At 35.2% G+C, this 16,593-nt stretch carries 12 protein-coding genes and 1 riboswitch; of the genes, 8 read left to right on the forward strand and 4 right to left on the reverse strand.

Annotated features, from left to right (window positions below; all coding sequences use genetic code 11):
- Window positions 1–8 precede the first annotated feature (8 nt).
- Genes AC1Q8M_RS07595 through AC1Q8M_RS07615 form a run of 5 tightly spaced genes read left to right on the forward strand, consistent with a single transcriptional unit; the run spans window position 9 to window position 10,192 of the window.
- Window positions 9–7,166, forward strand: a complete 7,158-nt coding sequence (locus tag AC1Q8M_RS07595) for a non-ribosomal peptide synthetase (RefSeq protein WP_001133889.1) — start codon at window positions 9–11, stop codon at window positions 7,164–7,166.
- Window positions 7,163–7,387, forward strand: coding sequence for an MbtH family protein (locus AC1Q8M_RS07600; RefSeq protein ID WP_097821724.1), 225 nt, complete (start codon window positions 7,163–7,165; stop codon window positions 7,385–7,387). The genes AC1Q8M_RS07595 and AC1Q8M_RS07600 overlap by 4 nt, the downstream gene beginning before the upstream one ends.
- Window positions 7,387–8,817 carry an MDR family MFS transporter gene (locus tag AC1Q8M_RS07605; RefSeq protein ID WP_098855542.1) on the forward strand — a complete coding sequence of 477 codons (1,431 nt, stop codon included), beginning with the start codon at window positions 7,387–7,389 and terminating at the stop codon, window positions 8,815–8,817. Before AC1Q8M_RS07600 ends, AC1Q8M_RS07605 begins: the two co-directional genes overlap by 1 nt.
- Before the next feature lie 57 nt (window positions 8,818–8,874).
- Window positions 8,875–9,624 carry a 4'-phosphopantetheinyl transferase Sfp gene (gene sfp, locus AC1Q8M_RS07610; protein ID WP_000572987.1) on the forward strand — a complete coding sequence of 250 codons (750 nt, stop codon included), beginning with the start codon at window positions 8,875–8,877 and terminating at the stop codon, window positions 9,622–9,624.
- A gap of 25 nt (window positions 9,625–9,649) precedes the next feature.
- Window positions 9,650–10,192, forward strand: coding sequence for a hypothetical protein (locus tag AC1Q8M_RS07615; RefSeq protein ID WP_000959120.1), 543 nt, complete (start codon window positions 9,650–9,652; stop codon window positions 10,190–10,192).
- A 38-nt stretch (window positions 10,193–10,230) separates the two neighbouring features.
- Here the strand turns inward: AC1Q8M_RS07615 and AC1Q8M_RS07620 are convergent, their stop codons facing one another.
- The gene (locus AC1Q8M_RS07620; protein ID WP_001043905.1) at window positions 10,231–10,503 is read right to left on the reverse strand and encodes an HU family DNA-binding protein; all 273 of its coding nucleotides are present in this window, start codon (window positions 10,501–10,503) and stop codon (window positions 10,231–10,233) included.
- A 204-nt stretch (window positions 10,504–10,707) separates the two neighbouring features.
- Here AC1Q8M_RS07620 and AC1Q8M_RS07625 point away from each other — a divergent pair, with 204 nt between their 5' ends.
- Window positions 10,708–11,475 carry a DUF3891 family protein gene (locus AC1Q8M_RS07625; RefSeq protein ID WP_000577301.1) on the forward strand — a complete coding sequence of 256 codons (768 nt, stop codon included), beginning with the start codon at window positions 10,708–10,710 and terminating at the stop codon, window positions 11,473–11,475.
- Between the two features lie 14 nt (window positions 11,476–11,489).
- Window positions 11,490–12,014 carry a DinB family protein gene (locus AC1Q8M_RS07630; protein WP_000656263.1) on the forward strand — a complete coding sequence of 175 codons (525 nt, stop codon included), beginning with the start codon at window positions 11,490–11,492 and terminating at the stop codon, window positions 12,012–12,014.
- A gap of 91 nt (window positions 12,015–12,105) precedes the next feature.
- On the opposite strand, the gene AC1Q8M_RS07635 is transcribed toward AC1Q8M_RS07630, so the two are convergent.
- The 3 genes from AC1Q8M_RS07635 to AC1Q8M_RS07645 all read right to left on the reverse strand — a co-directional run bounded on the left by AC1Q8M_RS07635 (window position 12,106) and on the right by AC1Q8M_RS07645 (window position 15,910).
- A complete protein-coding gene (locus tag AC1Q8M_RS07635; protein WP_000790932.1) occupies window positions 12,106–13,299 on the reverse strand; it encodes a S8 family peptidase in 1,194 nt (397 codons plus the stop codon).
- Window positions 13,300–13,531: 232 nt separating this feature from the next.
- Window positions 13,532–14,899, reverse strand: coding sequence for an alanine/glycine:cation symporter family protein (locus tag AC1Q8M_RS07640; RefSeq protein ID WP_016512868.1), 1,368 nt, complete (start codon window positions 14,897–14,899; stop codon window positions 13,532–13,534).
- Window positions 14,900–15,005: 106 nt separating this feature from the next.
- A riboswitch (glycine riboswitch) is annotated at window positions 15,006–15,126 on the reverse strand.
- A gap of 208 nt (window positions 15,127–15,334) precedes the next feature.
- Window positions 15,335–15,910 carry a hypothetical protein gene (locus AC1Q8M_RS07645; RefSeq protein ID WP_001170865.1) on the reverse strand — a complete coding sequence of 192 codons (576 nt, stop codon included), beginning with the start codon at window positions 15,908–15,910 and terminating at the stop codon, window positions 15,335–15,337.
- Between the two features lie 132 nt (window positions 15,911–16,042).
- Here AC1Q8M_RS07645 and AC1Q8M_RS07650 point away from each other — a divergent pair, with 132 nt between their 5' ends.
- Complete coding sequence (locus AC1Q8M_RS07650) at window positions 16,043–16,387, forward strand: hypothetical protein (RefSeq protein WP_003278183.1); 345 nt, start codon at window positions 16,043–16,045, stop codon at window positions 16,385–16,387.
- The last annotated feature ends 206 nt before the right edge of the window (window positions 16,388–16,593 follow it).

Here is a 16,593-nt window from a genome sequence, read left to right on the forward strand (position 1 = left end):
AGTAAAGAATGCCTAACAGTCAAAAGATTCGTCATTCGTTATCATCTGCGCAGTCTGGTATGTGGTTTGCGCAACAATTAGATCCGCTTAATCCGATATATAATACTGGGGAATATGTAGAAATAAACGGGAATATTCATCAAGACATTTTTGAATTAGCTGTACGTAAAGTTGTAATGGAAGCAGAAGCACTTCACGTTCGCTTCGAAGAGGATGAAATTGGCCCATGGCAAGTTATTGAAGAATCACAGTTTCATATGCATTTTATTGACGCTCGGAAAGAAGAAAACCCTGAAGAAGCTGCTAAAGTATGGATGAAAAATGATTTATCTATACCAGTCAATTTGAAAAAAGATACATTATTTACTGAAGCACTTATTCAAGTTGAAAATAATCGTTTCTTTTGGTATCAGCGCATCCATCACATTGTGATGGATGGCTATGGATTTTCACTTCTTAGCCAAAAGGTAGCGAATGAGTATACATCACTTATAGAAGAAACAAACAAGAGTGAAAAGCCATTTGGTTCTCTTGCAAAAGTCGTGCAAGAAGATATCGAGTATCGTGAGTCTAAACAATTTCAGGAAAATCGTACTTTTTGGTTAGAAAAGTTTGCAGATGCCCCAGAAGTTGTAAGTTTGGCAGAACGAGCACCGAGAACATCAAATGGATTTTCACGAGAAACAGCTTATTTATCTAGTTCTAGCACGAAAACTTTACTAGAAGATATCAATATTTCGTTAACAAGTTGGCCGGAATTCATTGTGGCTGTAACAAGTATTTATATGCATAAATTAACAGGTGAAAATGATATTGTTTTAGGTTTACCGATGATGGGACGTCTAGGTTCTGTATCTATTCATACACCAAGTATGGTAATGAATTTAGTTCCACTTCGTATTACAGTAACTCCAAATATAACTCTTGCGGAATTATTGCAGCAAGTTTCTAAAGAAATCCGAGATGTACGTCACCATCATAAATACCGTCATGAGGAATTAAGAAGAGACTTAAAGTTACTAGGTGAAAATCAAAGGTTGTTTGGACCGTTAGTGAATGTTATGCCTTTTGATTACGGGCTTAATTTTGCTGGAAATCGTGGTATTACGCATAACTTATCAGCAGGACCTGTAGATGATTTATCGATAAATGTATATAAACGTTTTGATCAAAATGAGCTAATGATTCATTTTGATGCGAATCCCGAAGTATATAATGGCGCAGAGCTAGCATTGCATAAAGAAAGATTTATGAATCTATTTGAATTAGTAATAAATAATTATGAGAAAAACGAGCCGATTGGAAAAATAAACATTACTCTGCCTGAAGAAAATCATAAAGTTTTATTGGAATGGAATGAAACGAAGGAAGACGATGAGTTAATCAGTTTACCTATATCATTTGAAAAACAAGTGCAAAAAAATCCAAATAAACTAGCGATTACTTGTGACGGTGTAATCCTTACGTATAAAGAGCTAAATGAACGAGCGAATGAACTAGCACATTATTTAGTAGAAGAAGGAATACGACCAAATCAGTTTGTAGCTTTAGTATTCCCTAGATCAATAGAAATGGTAGTTAGTATGCTAGCAGTCTTAAAGGCTGGTGCAGCGTATTTACCAATAGATCCAGAATACCCAGCAGAAAGAGTTAATTATATAGTAAATGATGCAAAACCAGTTTGTATCATAACACATTCATCTGTTTCATCTAAGTTAGTTATAGAAAAGGATATGAAAAAAATTGTATTAGATGACGAAGAAACGAAACTAGCGTTACATACATATTCTCGTATGAATATAGCATGTAAGAATGATGTATCACTTTTAAACCCAGCCTATACAATATATACTTCAGGCTCAACAGGAAACCCAAAAGGTGTAATTGTTCCTATGAGAGGTTTAAGTAACTTTTTAATGGCTATGCAGCAAAAGTTTTCATTAAATGAAAATGATCATTTATTAGCAGTTACAACGTTTGCGTTTGATATTTCTGCTCTAGAAATTTATTTACCTCTTATTAGTGGTGCAAGTTTAACAATTGCGCAAAAAGAAGACATACAAGAGCCATCAGCATTAACGACACTTTTACAAGAAGAAAGAGTGACAATTATGCAGGCTACACCGACGCTTTGGCAGGCGTTAGTAACTGATTATCCAGAGAAGCTACAAGGGCTAAATATACTTGTTGGTGGTGAAGCTCTCCCAGCGCATTTAGCAAATAAATTAAAAGAATTAGGTTGTTCAATAACTAATTTATATGGACCAACTGAAACGACGATTTGGTCTACTTTCATGAACATTGATGAAGGTGAAAAGGGTATACCACCTATTGGAAAGCCAATTTGCAATACAGAAGTGTATGTATTGGATGCAGGGCTACAACCAGTTCCACCTGGAATTATTGGTGAATTATATATTGCAGGGGAAGGACTTGCAAGCGGATATTTAGGAAAACCTGAGTTAACAGCTGAACGGTTTGTTGCAAATCCTTATGGAGAATCAGGGAAGCGCATGTACCGTACAGGAGATCTTGTGAAATGGCGTAGTGATGGTGCGTTAGAGTACATTAGTCGCGCAGATCATCAAATTAAAATTCGTGGATTCCGAATTGAATTAGCTGAAATTGAAACGGTATTACAACGACATGAAAATATTCAACAAGCGGTAGTAATGGTACGAGAAGATCGTGCAAATGATAAACGCATCATTGCGTATATCATTGCAGAAGAAAAGGAACCGATTAATCTTTCAGAAATTCGTTCTTATGTTTCAGAAAGTTTAGCGAATTATATGATACCATCGGCATTTGTTGTGCTAGAAGAATTACCATTAACGCCAAATGGTAAGGTTGACAGAAAGAAATTACCTGCTCCTGATTTTAATGGAATGAACAACGAGAGAGTTGCTAGAAATCCGAAAGAAGAAATATTATGTGATTTATTTGCAGAAGTACTTGGTGTTTCTCGAATTAGCATTGATGATAATTTCTTTGAAATGGGTGGACATTCACTTCTCGCATCTCGTTTAATGGCAAGAATTCGTGAAACGTTAAGTGTGGAATTAGGAATTGGGAAACTATTTGAATCACCAACTGTTGCCGAACTGGCGAAACAATTAAACCATGCAAAAAGCGCAAGACCAGCTATTCAGAAAGCAAGTAGGCCAAATGAAGTTCCACTTTCATTTGCACAGCGCAGGTTATGGTTCTTAAATTGTTTAGAAGGTCCAAGTCCTACTTATAATATTCCGCTAGTCATTCGTATGAATGGAATATTGAATCGGGAAGCATTACAAGGTGCTTTTTATGATGTAGTTGAGAAACATGAAACACTTAGAACAATTTTCCCTAACGTATTAGGTAGTTCCTATCAGAAAATTTTAGATATGGAAAATTTAAATCTAGAAATGGTTATAACTAATACATGTAAAGATGAATTAGAAAGTGTACTTTCAGAGGCGGTAAGATATAGCTTTAACCTCGATATTGAGCCGGCAGTTCGTTTGCAACTTTTTACAGTGAGTGAAAACGAACATGTATTATTAATTTTATTACATCATATTGTAGGTGATGGCTGGTCATTACAGCCGTTAACGAGAGATTTTACAGCGGCGTATAAAGCACGATGTCAAGGTGACAGAGTTCAGCTGGAGACACTACCAGTTCAATACGCAGATTATGCACTTTGGCAACAGCAATTGCTAGGTGATGAAACGACACCAGAGAGTCTTATTTCAACACAATTAGATTTTTGGAAAGAAGAACTTAAAGGTTTACCAGACCAAATGGAGTTACCTACAGATTTCCAGCGTCCAATTGAGACGAGTTACCGCGGGGAAACAATTCATTTTCATATAGATGAAGGTATGCATAGTAGGTTAGTAGAGCTTGCACGTAAAAATGGAGTTAGTTTGTTTATGGTATTGCAAGCAGGGCTTAGTGCACTATTTACAAGATTAGGTGCAGGCACTGATATACCAATTGGAAGTCCGATTGCTGGAAGAAATGATGATGTACTTTCAGATATCGTTGGTTTATTTGTAAATACATTAGTGTTACGTACAAATACGTCAGGAGATCCAAGTTTTAAAGAATTATTAAATAGAGTGAAGCAGGTAAATCTTGCAGCTTATGAAAATCAAGATGTTCCATTTGAAAGGCTTGTTGAAGTGTTAAATCCAGTACGTACTCGAAACAGCCACCCGTTGTTTCAAGTTATGTTAGCTTTTCAAAATACACCAGAAGCAACGTTTAATGCACCAGATTTAGAAGCGAGCCTTGAAATTCAAAGCGTTGGTTCTGCAAAATTTGATTTAACATTTGAAATTAGTGAGAGTAACGAGGTTGATGGTACTCCGAACGGTTTATATGGATTACTAGAGTTTAGTACCGATTTATATAAACGTGAAACGGTTCAAAAACTAATAGAACGATTCATTTTGTTATTAGATGATGCAGCTACAAATCCGGATCAATCAATTGGCAGATTAGAAATATTAACTGTAGCAGAGAAAAATACAGTGTTAGAAAAGTGGAATGGTGGTTTTCAAATTGCACCAGAAATGACATTGCCACAATTGTTTGAAAAGCAGGCTCATATAAATCCAAATTCTATAGCTGTTGTCTTTGAAAATAAGAAATTAACTTATGAAGAGTTAAATAGAAAAGCAAATAAAATAGCTCGATTCCTAATAGCAAAAGGGATTGGTCCTGATCAACTCGTTGCTTTAGCGATGCCAAGATCATTAAACATGGTTGTAAGCTTATTAGCTGTTCTTAAAGCTGGTGCCGGATACCTTCCGTTAGATCCAGATTACCCAGCAGACCGCATTTCATTTATGCTACACGATGCGAAACCATCATGTGTTTTAACGAATTCAGAAGTGGAAATTGAATGTGATGAGGCACTAAAAGTTTTAGTTGATGATGTGAAAGTAATAGCAGAAGTTGAGAAATATAGTGATGACAATATTGATGAAGTGGAACGAATTAAGCCATTATCTCCATCACATATTGCTTACGTTATTTATACGTCAGGCTCAACGGGTAGACCGAAAGGCGTTATGATACCTCATCAAAATGTAGTAAGACTTTTAGGAGCAACTGATCATTGGTTCCAGTTTGACGGAAACGATGTTTGGACGATGTTCCATTCATACGCTTTTGATTTCTCGGTTTGGGAAATTTGGGGACCTTTATTATACGGAGGGCGTTTAGTTGTAGTGCCACATACTGTAAGTCGCTCACCGAAAGAATTTTTACAGCTTCTTGTTAAAGAAAAGGTTACGGTTTTAAACCAAACTCCATCAGCGTTCTATCAATTGATGCAAGCAGATCGTGAAAATGAAGAGATTGGCCAAAAATTATCTTTACGATATGTTGTTTTTGGAGGAGAAGCACTTGAGCTAAGTCGCTTAGAAGATTGGTATAGTCGACATCCTCATAACGCACCAAAGCTTATTAATATGTACGGTATTACGGAGACGACAGTACATGTTAGTTATATTGAATTAGATGAAACTATCGTCTCTTTACGAGCAAATAGTTTAATTGGGTGCAGTATACCTGACCTTAAAGTGTATGTGTTAGACAACTATTTACAACCAGTGCCACCTGGAGTAGTTGGAGAAATGTATGTTGCAGGTGCAGGGCTTGCGCGTGGATATTTAGGAAGAGCAGGATTAACGGCTGAACGCTTTATCGCAGATCCATTTGGCAAGCCAGGTACAAGAATGTATCGTACAGGAGACTTAGCTCGCTGGCGTAAAGATGGGACGCTAGATTATATAGGACGTGCAGATCATCAAATAAAAATTCGTGGATTCCGAATTGAATTAGGAGAAATAGAAGCAGTCATAATGAAGCACCCTAAAGTTGAGCAAGTAGCCGTTATTGTACGGGAAGATCAACCAGGGGATAAACGGTTAGTTTCTTATATCGTTGCATCAAATAATGAAGCGATTGATACGAATGAAATGCGTCAGTTTGCTAGTGGTAGTTTACCAGATTATATGGTTCCATACGCTTTTGTAGTAGTAAATGAGTTACCTTTAACTCCAAACGGTAAGTTAGATAGAAAGGCATTGCCAGCTCCAGAATTTATCGCATCATCTTCTAGTCGTGGTCCAAGAACACCGCAAGAAGAAATGTTATGTGACTTGTTTACAGAAGTGCTAAGTGTACCTCAAATTGGAATTGATGACGGATTCTTTGATCTTGGTGGCCATTCACTCCTTGCAGTGCAGCTTATGAGCCGCATTAAAGAGGCGCTTGGAGTGGAACTAAACATTGGTACTTTATTTGCAGCACCGACTGTTGCAGGGTTAGCTGAAAGACTTGAGATGGGGAATGGTCAAAGTGCACTTGATGTGTTGCTTCCATTACGAGCAAGCGGGGAGCAATTACCACTATTTTGTGTACATCCAGCAGGTGGATTAAGTTGGTGCTATGCAGGACTTATGAAATCTTTAGGAACAGATTATCCAATCTATGGTGTACAAGCACGTGGTATCGCTAAAAATGAAGAACTTCCAAAAAGTTTAGAGGAGATGGCGGCGGATTACTTGAAACACGTTCGCGAAGTACAGCCTCATGGACCATATCGTTTATTAGGTTGGTCGCTTGGAGGAAATGTTGTGCATGCAATGGCGGCGCAACTACAAAATGAAGGGGAAGAAGTAGAATTACTCGTTATGCTTGATTCTTATCCTGGACACTTCTTACCGAATACGGAAGCGCCTACTGAAGAGGAAGCGTTAATCGCATTACTCGCTTTAGGCGGATATGACCCAGATAACATGGATGGTAAACCACTTACAATGGAAAGTGCAGTTGAAATCCTTCGTAAAGATGGAAGTGCATTAGCAAGTCTTGAAGAAGAGACTATATTGAACTTGAAAGAAACATATGTAAATTCAGTAGGGTTGTTAGGGAAATATGTACCGAAAGTTTATAACGGAGACATCTTATTCTTTAGATCTACTGTTATACCAGACTGGTTTGATCCTATTTCTCCAAATACGTGGCTAAATTATTTAGATGGGCAAATTGTGCAGCATGATATTGACTGTAGACATAAAGATTTATGTCAGCCAGGTCCACTTACGGAAATTGGACAAGTATTAGCGAAATATTTGCAGAATAAGAAAGGGGTAAGTAGAGTATGACGAATCCATTTGAAAATGATAATTACACATATAAAGTATTAATAAATGAGGAGGGCCAGTATTCTCTCTGGCCTGCTTTTCTCGATGTACCTATTGGCTGGAGTGTCGTATATGAAGAAGCTAGTAGGCAGAGTTGCTTAGAATATGTTGAATATAACTGGAAAGATTTGAATCCAAAAAGTAATCAAATTCGTGAAAAAACATTAGCAGGAAAACGATAATGAAAGCAAAACTAAATCCAAAAGTAGTCGTAAGTATCGTTTATATAACTGCGATGTTTATGGCTGCGATGGATGCAACGATTGTAAATGTAGCACTACAAACGATAAGTAAAGAACTACAAGTACCTCCATCTGCAATGGGGACGGTTAATGTTGGGTATTTAGTTAGTTTAGCTGTTTTCCTTCCGATTTCTGGTTGGTTAGGAGATCGATTTGGTACGAAAAGAGTATTTTTAATTGCTCTTTTCGTATTTACAATTGCCTCTGCTTTATGCGGAATGGCTAACGATATTACTTCATTGAATATTTTCCGTATTATTCAAGGTGCTGGTGGAGGGCTTTTAACACCGGTCGGAATGGCGATGTTATTTCGAACATTTTCACCAGAGGAAAGACCGAAGATTTCTCGGTTCATTGTACTTCCAATTGCTGTAGCACCAGCAATTGGTCCTATCATCGGTGGTTTCTTTGTAGATCAAATGTCTTGGCGTTGGGCATTTTATATTAATCTACCGTTTGGAATCGTTGCATTGCTCTTTGGACTTCTATTTTTAGGAGAGCATGTTGAAAAATCAGCTGGTCGCTTTGATTCTCTCGGCTTTATTTTATCAGCACCAGGATTTGCGATGCTCATATATGCACTCAGCCAGGGACCATCAAAAGGGTGGATTTCTCCAGAAATTATGAGTACTGGGATAGCTGGGGTTGTATTCATTACATTGTTTATAATCGTAGAACTGAAAGTAAAGCAACCAATGTTAGATTTACGCTTATTAAAAGAACCAGTCTTTAGAAAGATGAGCCTTATATCATTATTTTCATCAGCTGGTTTACTAGGAATGTTATTTGTTTTTCCACTTATGTATCAAAATGTGATAGGAGTTTCCGCGCTAGAATCAGGACTTACGACATTTCCAGAGGCGATTGGATTAATGATTTCTTCACAAATTGTGCCATGGTCATATAAGAAATTAGGAGTTCGAAAGGTAATTTCTATAGGATTAATTTGTACGGCGATTATCTTTGTTTTATTAAGTTTTGTAAATCACGATACGAATCCGTGGCAAATTCGGGCATTATTGTTTGGTATCGGTATTTTCTTAGGTCAATCTGTCGGTGCGGTTCAATTTTCTGCCTTTAACAATATCACGCCGCCTTCCATGGGGAGAGCGACTACTATATTCAATGTGCAAAATCGATTAGGTTCAGCGATAGGAGTAGCTGTTTTAGCTAGTATACTAGCTGGTTTTGGAAGTAATAACGTTCAATCCGATTTTTTACCATATCAAGCAGCATTAATTGGATCAGCAATATTTTTGCTCATAGCACTACTATTTTCTTTACGTATTTCCGATAAAGAGGTAATGTCAAATAAGAAAGAAAAAACATTATCTGTATCAAAAAAAGAGAAAGCACTCGTCAATGAATAACAATATACGTATGCTTTTTTATGAAAATTGATATTCGTTGAATAAAGGAGAGTTTACATGATAGAAAGTAAAGTTGCAGATTCTGTTCCAACTTTGAATGAGAATGATTGTCAAATATGGTGGGCAAGAATTTCAGATTTACAATCATGGCATTACAATTTACTAAATGATATAGAGCGAGAGAAAGCAAATTCGTATCATCATTCGGCAGATCGAGCTCGTTTTATAATAGGTTGCGTAATTAGTAGATTAGTTCTCGGCAAAATACTTTCTATGTCACCAGTCCAAGTACCAATTGATCGAATGTGCTCAGTATGTAAATTGCAACATGGTAGACCACAATTACCAGAAGGTATGCCGCAATTATCTGTTTCGCATTCAGGTGAGTGGGTTGTCGTTGCATTTACAAAATCTGCACCTGTTGGCATAGATGTAGAACAAATGAATCCAAATGTAGATGTTATGAAAATGGCAGAAGGTGTATTAACAGACATTGAAATAGTGCAAGTTATGAAACTACCAAATGAACAGAAAATAGAAGGTTTTTTAACATATTGGACTCGAAAAGAAGCGGTGCTGAAAGCGACAGGCGAAGGACTATTGATTCCACCAGTACATATTACAGTATCAGCTCCAAATACTCCTCCAAAATTGTTAGTTTTTAAAGATAAGCAAGAGTTGGCAGATAATACAATGATGGAAGATGTAAGGCCTAGTTTAGATTATATGGCTTCTGTTGCAGTATTCAGTAAGGAAGTGACTGAAATTACGCAATTAGACGCGGTAGCACTTTTAAATCTTAAATAAAAAAATTATAGAAGAGGTGTTCCTCATGTTAGTGGCGGAAAATAGAAAGAATGAATTCACTTATAACATACAAGCAATTAAAAATATTTTATTTTCTGGAGATACATCATCCATTCATGCTTTAGAAAAGCTTTTAAATGATACAGTTCAGTTTGATGTTCTTGAACAAGAGGCACTTGGTAGACAGTACATTCCGAAAGAAGCAAAGAATTTCTTTGATAAAGATGGAACATTTCTTTACCGTGTATCTAATGTTAGTTATAAAGGCAAGGTGTTATCTGAAAATCTAATTTTTGCAGACACTTCGTTTTTACCGGACGCAATAAAGAGTGAATTAGAGAGTGGAAATATTCCTGTTGAAAAGCTTATAGAAAAGATGGAAGTAAGAAGAAACGTATTATATGAAGGATATCAGCCATCTGGAAATATTATCGAATTGTTTGATGGATGTTCTGTTACAGCGAATGTGTATCCAACTAGAAAGTATCAAATTGTCAGTAACTGCAAATGTGTATTTTATATTTGTGAAGTGTATCATGCAGAGAATATAAAGCAATTGCTTAAATAAAAACAAGAAACCAGCCTATAAAATGGCTGGTTTCTTGTTTATTTAACAGCTTCTTTTAATTCTTTACCTGCTTTAAATGCAGGAACTTTACCAGCTGCGATTTGAATTTCTTCGCCAGTTTGCGGATTACGTCCTGTACGAGCAGATCTTTCGCGCACTTCAAAAGTTCCAAATCCGATTAATTGAACTTTATCGCCAGATTGTAATGCATTAGCAATTGTGTCAAATACGGATTGTACAGCTGCAGAAGCGTCCTTTTGAGAAATATCAGCTGATTGTGCTACGTTTTTAATTAATTCTGTTTTGTTCATGTTTTCACCTCATAAAAAAATTTTTGGAATGAATGTTTTAGTATAATAGATAGTAAAGATAAAGCTATCACTATGATTAGAAAGAATACTATATAATTATGTTAATTTCGTTGCAAGAGACTGAATCCCTTCTATTATTTGGGGATTAATTAAGAATCGATGCATATAAAAAGCTTTAGTATGAGGATGAGGGGGAGTATACGAATGATTTTTCGTGAAAAAAATGAGAAGGAAAGTATATTAATTCGTCAACATGATCATGGTTTTTTAGCTGGAGAGATTGCAAAGCATATAAAAGAACACTTTTTTGAAGGTAAAACATATTTAAAAGAAACAGTTGATGCAATATATGAGCATGACAGAGGATGGATAGAGCTTGATAAAGTACCAATTTTAAATGATGCTAAAAATATTCCATATACATTTATGGATTGTCCAAGCCCATTACGTTTTGTTTTTTATACGATTGGTTTGAATGAAATTGAAAATTCTAATCCATACGGGGCATTGCTTTGTAGTAAACATTTTTTATCATTTCCACTAAACGAGGAAGATGAAGAGATGATGTCATTTTATAAACATGAATTAGAACGACAAAAAAGAATCTTGAAAACGTTAACAAAGGAACAGTTTGCGATGTTCGATAAACATTATAGATTATTAAAGTTTTGTGATGAACTTTCTTTATACGTATGTATGAATAAGCCTGGTGTCAAAAAGAAAGATGAAATTGATTTATTTAAAGATGGTTTTGAAGGAACAGAAATGTTTAATAGTAAAGAGGAGAAACTTATTCAAGCTGAATGGGTGGATGAGGAAACAATTCGGATTACACCATTTCCATTTCAAACGGAATTTTATACGTATGTAAAATATAAAACGATAAATAAGCATGAAATGAAAGAAAAAGGGATTGCAAAGGCTGATAGAGAATCAGAAATGAAGAAACAAACCATTCGTTTCATACAATAAGGAGGTAATATAAATTGAAAGATTATATATTAAAACAGTGTGATTATCATGCTTGGGCTAATACAAGATTATTCAATCGATTAAAAGAGTTACCAAACTATGAGACCATTTTTAAGGAGCAGATACAGAGTGTATTTCCATCCATTAAGGATACTTTTGTGCATATTTATATTACAGATCAAGTGTGGTTACATATATTGCATGGTAAAAGTATGAATGAAGCAATACAAGACCGAGAAGATTTACGAAAACAAATTGAAACTAAATCGTTACATGAATTAGAAAAAATGTTTGAAAACATGGCAAATCAATATAAAGATTTTTTAATTACAATACAAGATGTGAATGCTGTATTTGTTATTGAGAATCCATATGTAGGGAAATTAGAAACTTCGATTTTAGAATTAGTGCAACATGTCGTAAATCATGGTACATATCATAGAGGAAATATAACAGCGATGATCCGTCAACTTGGTCATTCGTCGACAATGATGGATTTTGTACTGTATTTACATATGGTTAAAAAGCAGGGAGAGTAATATAGTTTGTAAGAAGGAGAGGCTTTAATTATAGAAGTCTCTCCTTCTATTTTATTCCGCATTCATGGTAGATCGACTGATTAAAGTTTTCTTAAGAAGCTTTATTTTCTTGTAATTGCTTAGCGTATTGTACAGCCTTATATGCATTGACTCTACCGTTTTTCCAGTACGTACCTGTACCACTAATTTTATCAGAAGTTGACTCAATAATTTGGCGAATTTGTGTATTACTATATCCTTGATTTGCTAAAAGAGCAGCGACTCCTGCAACATGAGGTGTTGCCATAGATGTACCACTTAATGATTGATACGTGCTTCCTTTATATGTTGAATATATATTTGAACCTGGTGCTGCAACATCTACCCAGCTACCATAAGTAGAAAATGAAGATTTTCTATCTGATTGATCTGTAGAACCAACTGCAATTACTTCGCTGTAATAAGCAGGGTAATTAGCTTTTGTATTTCCAGCATTTCCAGCAGCTGCAACTATAACAGAGCCTTTATTCCATGCATATTGAACGGCTTGTTGTAATGCAGTACCACCATTTGGAGCTCCTAAACTTAAACTAATTACTTTTGCACCCGAATCAGCAGCTTCTCGAATACCTTGCGCTACAGCATCAAGAGTACCACTTCCTTGATTATCTAATACGCGGACAGCATAAATTGAAGTTTGTGGGGCAACACCAGCAATTCCGACACTGTTATTCGTAAGTGCTCCAGTAATTCCAGCGCAATGTGTACCATGACCATTACCATCATCAGATGTATTGTCGTTATCAACATAATCATGCCCGTAAATTACTTTCGAAGCCAAATCAGGATGTGAACCTTGAACTCCTGTATCAATAATAGCTACTTTTACACCAGGATCACTTCGTTGGCTATCCCAAGCTTGTGGAGCTTGAATCTTTTGTAATCCATATTGATTTTTAAAATATGGGTCGTTTGGAGTCCAAAAGGCGTGAACGTAATAATTCGGTTCTGCATATTCTACATCTGGATTATTTTTATAACTCTTTATTTTTTCTTTTACAGTACCCTTTGAAAATTGTACGACTTCAAAACCTAACTTATCATCTTTAGATAAGACATTAGCTCCGACAGATTTATGAAAAGATTGCACATTACTTAAAGATGCATTTTGCTTGAACTTAACGATTAATTGGTTAGGAACGTAATCAGTAGATGATGTTTCAGCGCTTGAAGTATTTGTGTTAAAGAAGAAACCACCAATAATAAATGATAAAACAGATAGGAAAACAATGATTTTGTTTTTCAAAAGATTTTTCCTCCCTTTTCTTGGATGAGTTTTTCAGCGACACTTTAATGTCGCATTCCTTTTCAACTATATAGTTAGACCATACGATTTATGACATTTATGTGAAAAACTTTTGGAGGAATAAAAAGGAGTAAACATTGATATAAATATATTTTTAATGATAGTAATTAAGTAAAAGAGGGGATGAAAAAAGGAATGCTCATCATGTATGAGTCATTCCTTTTTTCATAGATTAGCTTGCCTGTTTTTTATTATTTTCTTTCAATTTCTCTGCTTGTAAAAAGCGATTCGTTTCAGCAACAACAATACTACTTAATCCAATTAGACCAATTAAGTTTGGAATGGCCATAAGTCCATTTGCAATATCAGCAAATGTCCATACGATTCCTAGCTTTAAATTAGCACCAATTGCAATCATGACGATAAAGATTGCTTTATAATATTTAACAGCACTTTCTCCGAATAAATAAGCTACACATTTTTCTCCATAATACGACCAGCCTAAAATAGTAGAGTAGGCAAATAAAATAATTGCGATACCGAGAATCATACTACCAGCAGTACCAAATACAGATTGGAATGCAAGTGTTGTAGCTTCAACGCCAGTTTTACCAGATTTCCAAGCACCTGTAGTAATTAATACTAGTCCTGTAATTGTACATACAATAAACGTATCTAGAAAAGTACCAGTCATTGAAACTAAAGCTTGTTTTGCAGGTGAATCAGTTTTTGCAGCCGCAGCAGCAATTGGTGCACTCCCTAAACCAGCTTCGTTCGCAAATACACCACGCGCCATTCCAATTTGAATAGCTGATGCAACTGTTGACCCAATAAAACCACCAGCAGCTGCTGTACCATTAAATGCACCAGAAAAAATAAGTGAAAATGCTTCAGGAATTTGGTCGTAGTGATAGAAAATAATTATAAGACCAGCAATTATATAAAAGAAAGCTTTAATAGGAACGACATATCCCGTCACTTTCCCGATTTTTTTTACACCGCCTAAAATAACAATTGCGATTAAAAATGCCATTAGTATACCAGTTAAAGCAGGAGGGAAAGAGAAATTAATTCGCATTGCCTCTGCAACTGAATTAGATTGCACCATATTACCAATACCGAAAGAAGCAGTTGTACCGAATATAGCGAATAATACTGCTAGCCATTTCTTACCCAAACCACGTTCTAAATAATACATTGGCCCACCTGAATATTCACCATTTTCATTACTAACACGGTATTTCACTGCAAGTATTGCTTCAGCATACTTTGTTGCCATACCGAACAATGCGGTAATCCACATCCAAAATATTGCACCAGGTCCACCTATAGTGACAGCTGTTGCAACACCGGCTATATTTCCCATACCAATCGTTGCGGCCATAGCTGTCATGAGTGCTTGGAAGTGACTAATATCTCCAGAAGAAGAAGTATCTTCTGATTTTTTAAACGCTAGTTTGTGAGCGTATAATAGTTTACTAAACTGTAAACCTTTCAAACGCATTGTGAGAATGACACCAGTTCCAACGAGTAGCAACAAAGTTGGTAATCCCCACACGTATTGATTTAGTTGTTCTAATACTTTACTTACTGTCTCCATCTTTATTCTCCTTTTTTAGAAAAAATAAAAACCACTTCAAGTAAATGAAATGGTCTCTGGAGAAACAAGGGATAGAAAAATAAACCGATACAATCGGCTTTTTCTTTCGCTTGTCTCTGTCCTTTTACCTGAGAGATTATCCGCTAAAGTAGCGGATTTGCTCCTTCGGTGCTCGTTTTCCTCCGCGCTCTATAAAAGCGAGAGGGAGTCTCTCCAGAGATTCGTCCCCATGCAGTTCTACTTGTAACCAAGACCTGAGAGTTTCAAAGTTGGTATAACAACTTTTTGCCCCGTCGGTAGATCAATAGACCTTCTCCTGAATGGTTCATCCGAATTATAAAATTTATAAACACATTGATTGTAAATCAATAAAAATATTATAGACATACAAATTGTGAATTGCAATCATTTTTTATTTTAAAATAGTAAATAGTTTTATTTTTTTGTAAGTCCTAATTTATCTTCAACTTCATTTAAAGTAGATAAAGCGATGACAATATGTTGATCCGCAAGTCCTAAAGCTTGTTTTGTTTTTTCAATAGTTTCATTGGTTGGAATAGAGTTATTTGTTCCGTCTATAATCAAATTTGCTGCATTTTTCATGAAATTTGATGCGGATTTAAACTGAGTTGTGAATTGAATTAGTTGTTTTTGTATATCTATATCTGTGATGTTTTCTTCAATTTTAAGTGTGTCTATTTCGTTCATAATTGTTTCATACTGCTTGGAAACGGCATTCATTGTAACTAATAGTTTATTTCGATCTACTGAATCTCCATTCGTGTTAATCTCTTCCCAGGCAGGCAACCAATCTTTTTCAATGATTTCATTATAATTAGTAGTCAATTCATTAATTTTAGGTTGTAATTTCGTTTTGAAAGTTTTTGTATCCGCTGTTTCTACAGGTGCTTTTTCGTTGTTATTTTTAACATTAGTAACGTAGAAAATTGTACCGAAAATGATGAAAATAGAAATAATAACTGTCCATTTAGTAAAAAGTAATTTCTGCAATATGTAACGCCTCCAAAATTTAAAAACTTATAATTATAATATATAACAATAATGTTGTTTGGAGTAGAGAAAATAGGTTGGAAATGATTTAAATTATATCTTTTCTATACATAAATAATTAAAGTTAGTAAAATGATGAAAGTTATATGTGAGAAAAGAGGGTTTTTAGTGAAAATGAATAGAAGAAAACTAGTTTCAAGTATTTCAATGGCTATGTTATTAGTTGGTGTAATTGCATTCATATTTATGAATAAAGAATCTAAAATTAAAGGTTTTCCAGTACCAATGTCAGCAATTCATATTAACGATGATAAGGAAGAGGATTATCAATATATAAGTGTAATGCCAATTACAAAGGCGAGTGGATGGGAGAACTTAGGGGAAAACGGGCATACTGTTAGTTTTAAAAAGGGGGAGCGGAAGGTAACTGTATTACATTATCCAGGAGAAATTACGTATTATTTGTTTGAAAAATAATTGATGATAAAAGAGATAGGGAGTAGATGATAATGTAAGATTGTTTACTTTCTATCTTTTTTGGATTTTAATTCTGAATTGTTTGAATTAAAATTATTATGCGTATAGTATAAAATAATATGTTTTATTGAATGATATAGATAATCGGTAATACATAATAACGTTATGTAAACTATAAACAGGGTAAGAAAGCAAGAGATTTTAAT

It is taken from the genome of Bacillus sp. GW823-FHT06A10 (assembly GCF_058795375.1).

Excerpts from the sequence above, each read along its gene's own strand:
- AC1Q8M_RS07595 (WP_001133889.1), top strand. The coding sequence starts at position 9 with ATGCCTAACAGTCAAAAGATTCGTCATTCGTTATCATCTGCGCAGTCT.
- AC1Q8M_RS07600 (WP_097821724.1), top strand. The coding sequence starts at position 7,163 with ATGACGAATCCATTTGAAAATGATAATTACACATATAAAGTATTAATA.
- AC1Q8M_RS07605 (WP_098855542.1), top strand. The coding sequence starts at position 7,387 with ATGAAAGCAAAACTAAATCCAAAAGTAGTCGTAAGTATCGTTTATATA.
- sfp (WP_000572987.1), top strand. The coding sequence starts at position 8,875 with ATGATAGAAAGTAAAGTTGCAGATTCTGTTCCAACTTTGAATGAGAAT.
- AC1Q8M_RS07615 (WP_000959120.1), top strand. The coding sequence starts at position 9,650 with ATGTTAGTGGCGGAAAATAGAAAGAATGAATTCACTTATAACATACAA.
- AC1Q8M_RS07620 (WP_001043905.1), bottom strand. The coding sequence starts at position 10,503 with ATGAACAAAACAGAATTAATTAAAAACGTAGCACAATCAGCTGATATT.
- AC1Q8M_RS07625 (WP_000577301.1), top strand. The coding sequence starts at position 10,708 with ATGATTTTTCGTGAAAAAAATGAGAAGGAAAGTATATTAATTCGTCAA.
- AC1Q8M_RS07640 (WP_016512868.1), bottom strand. The coding sequence starts at position 14,899 with ATGGAGACAGTAAGTAAAGTATTAGAACAACTAAATCAATACGTGTGG.
- AC1Q8M_RS07650 (WP_003278183.1), top strand. The coding sequence starts at position 16,043 with ATGATGAAAGTTATATGTGAGAAAAGAGGGTTTTTAGTGAAAATGAAT.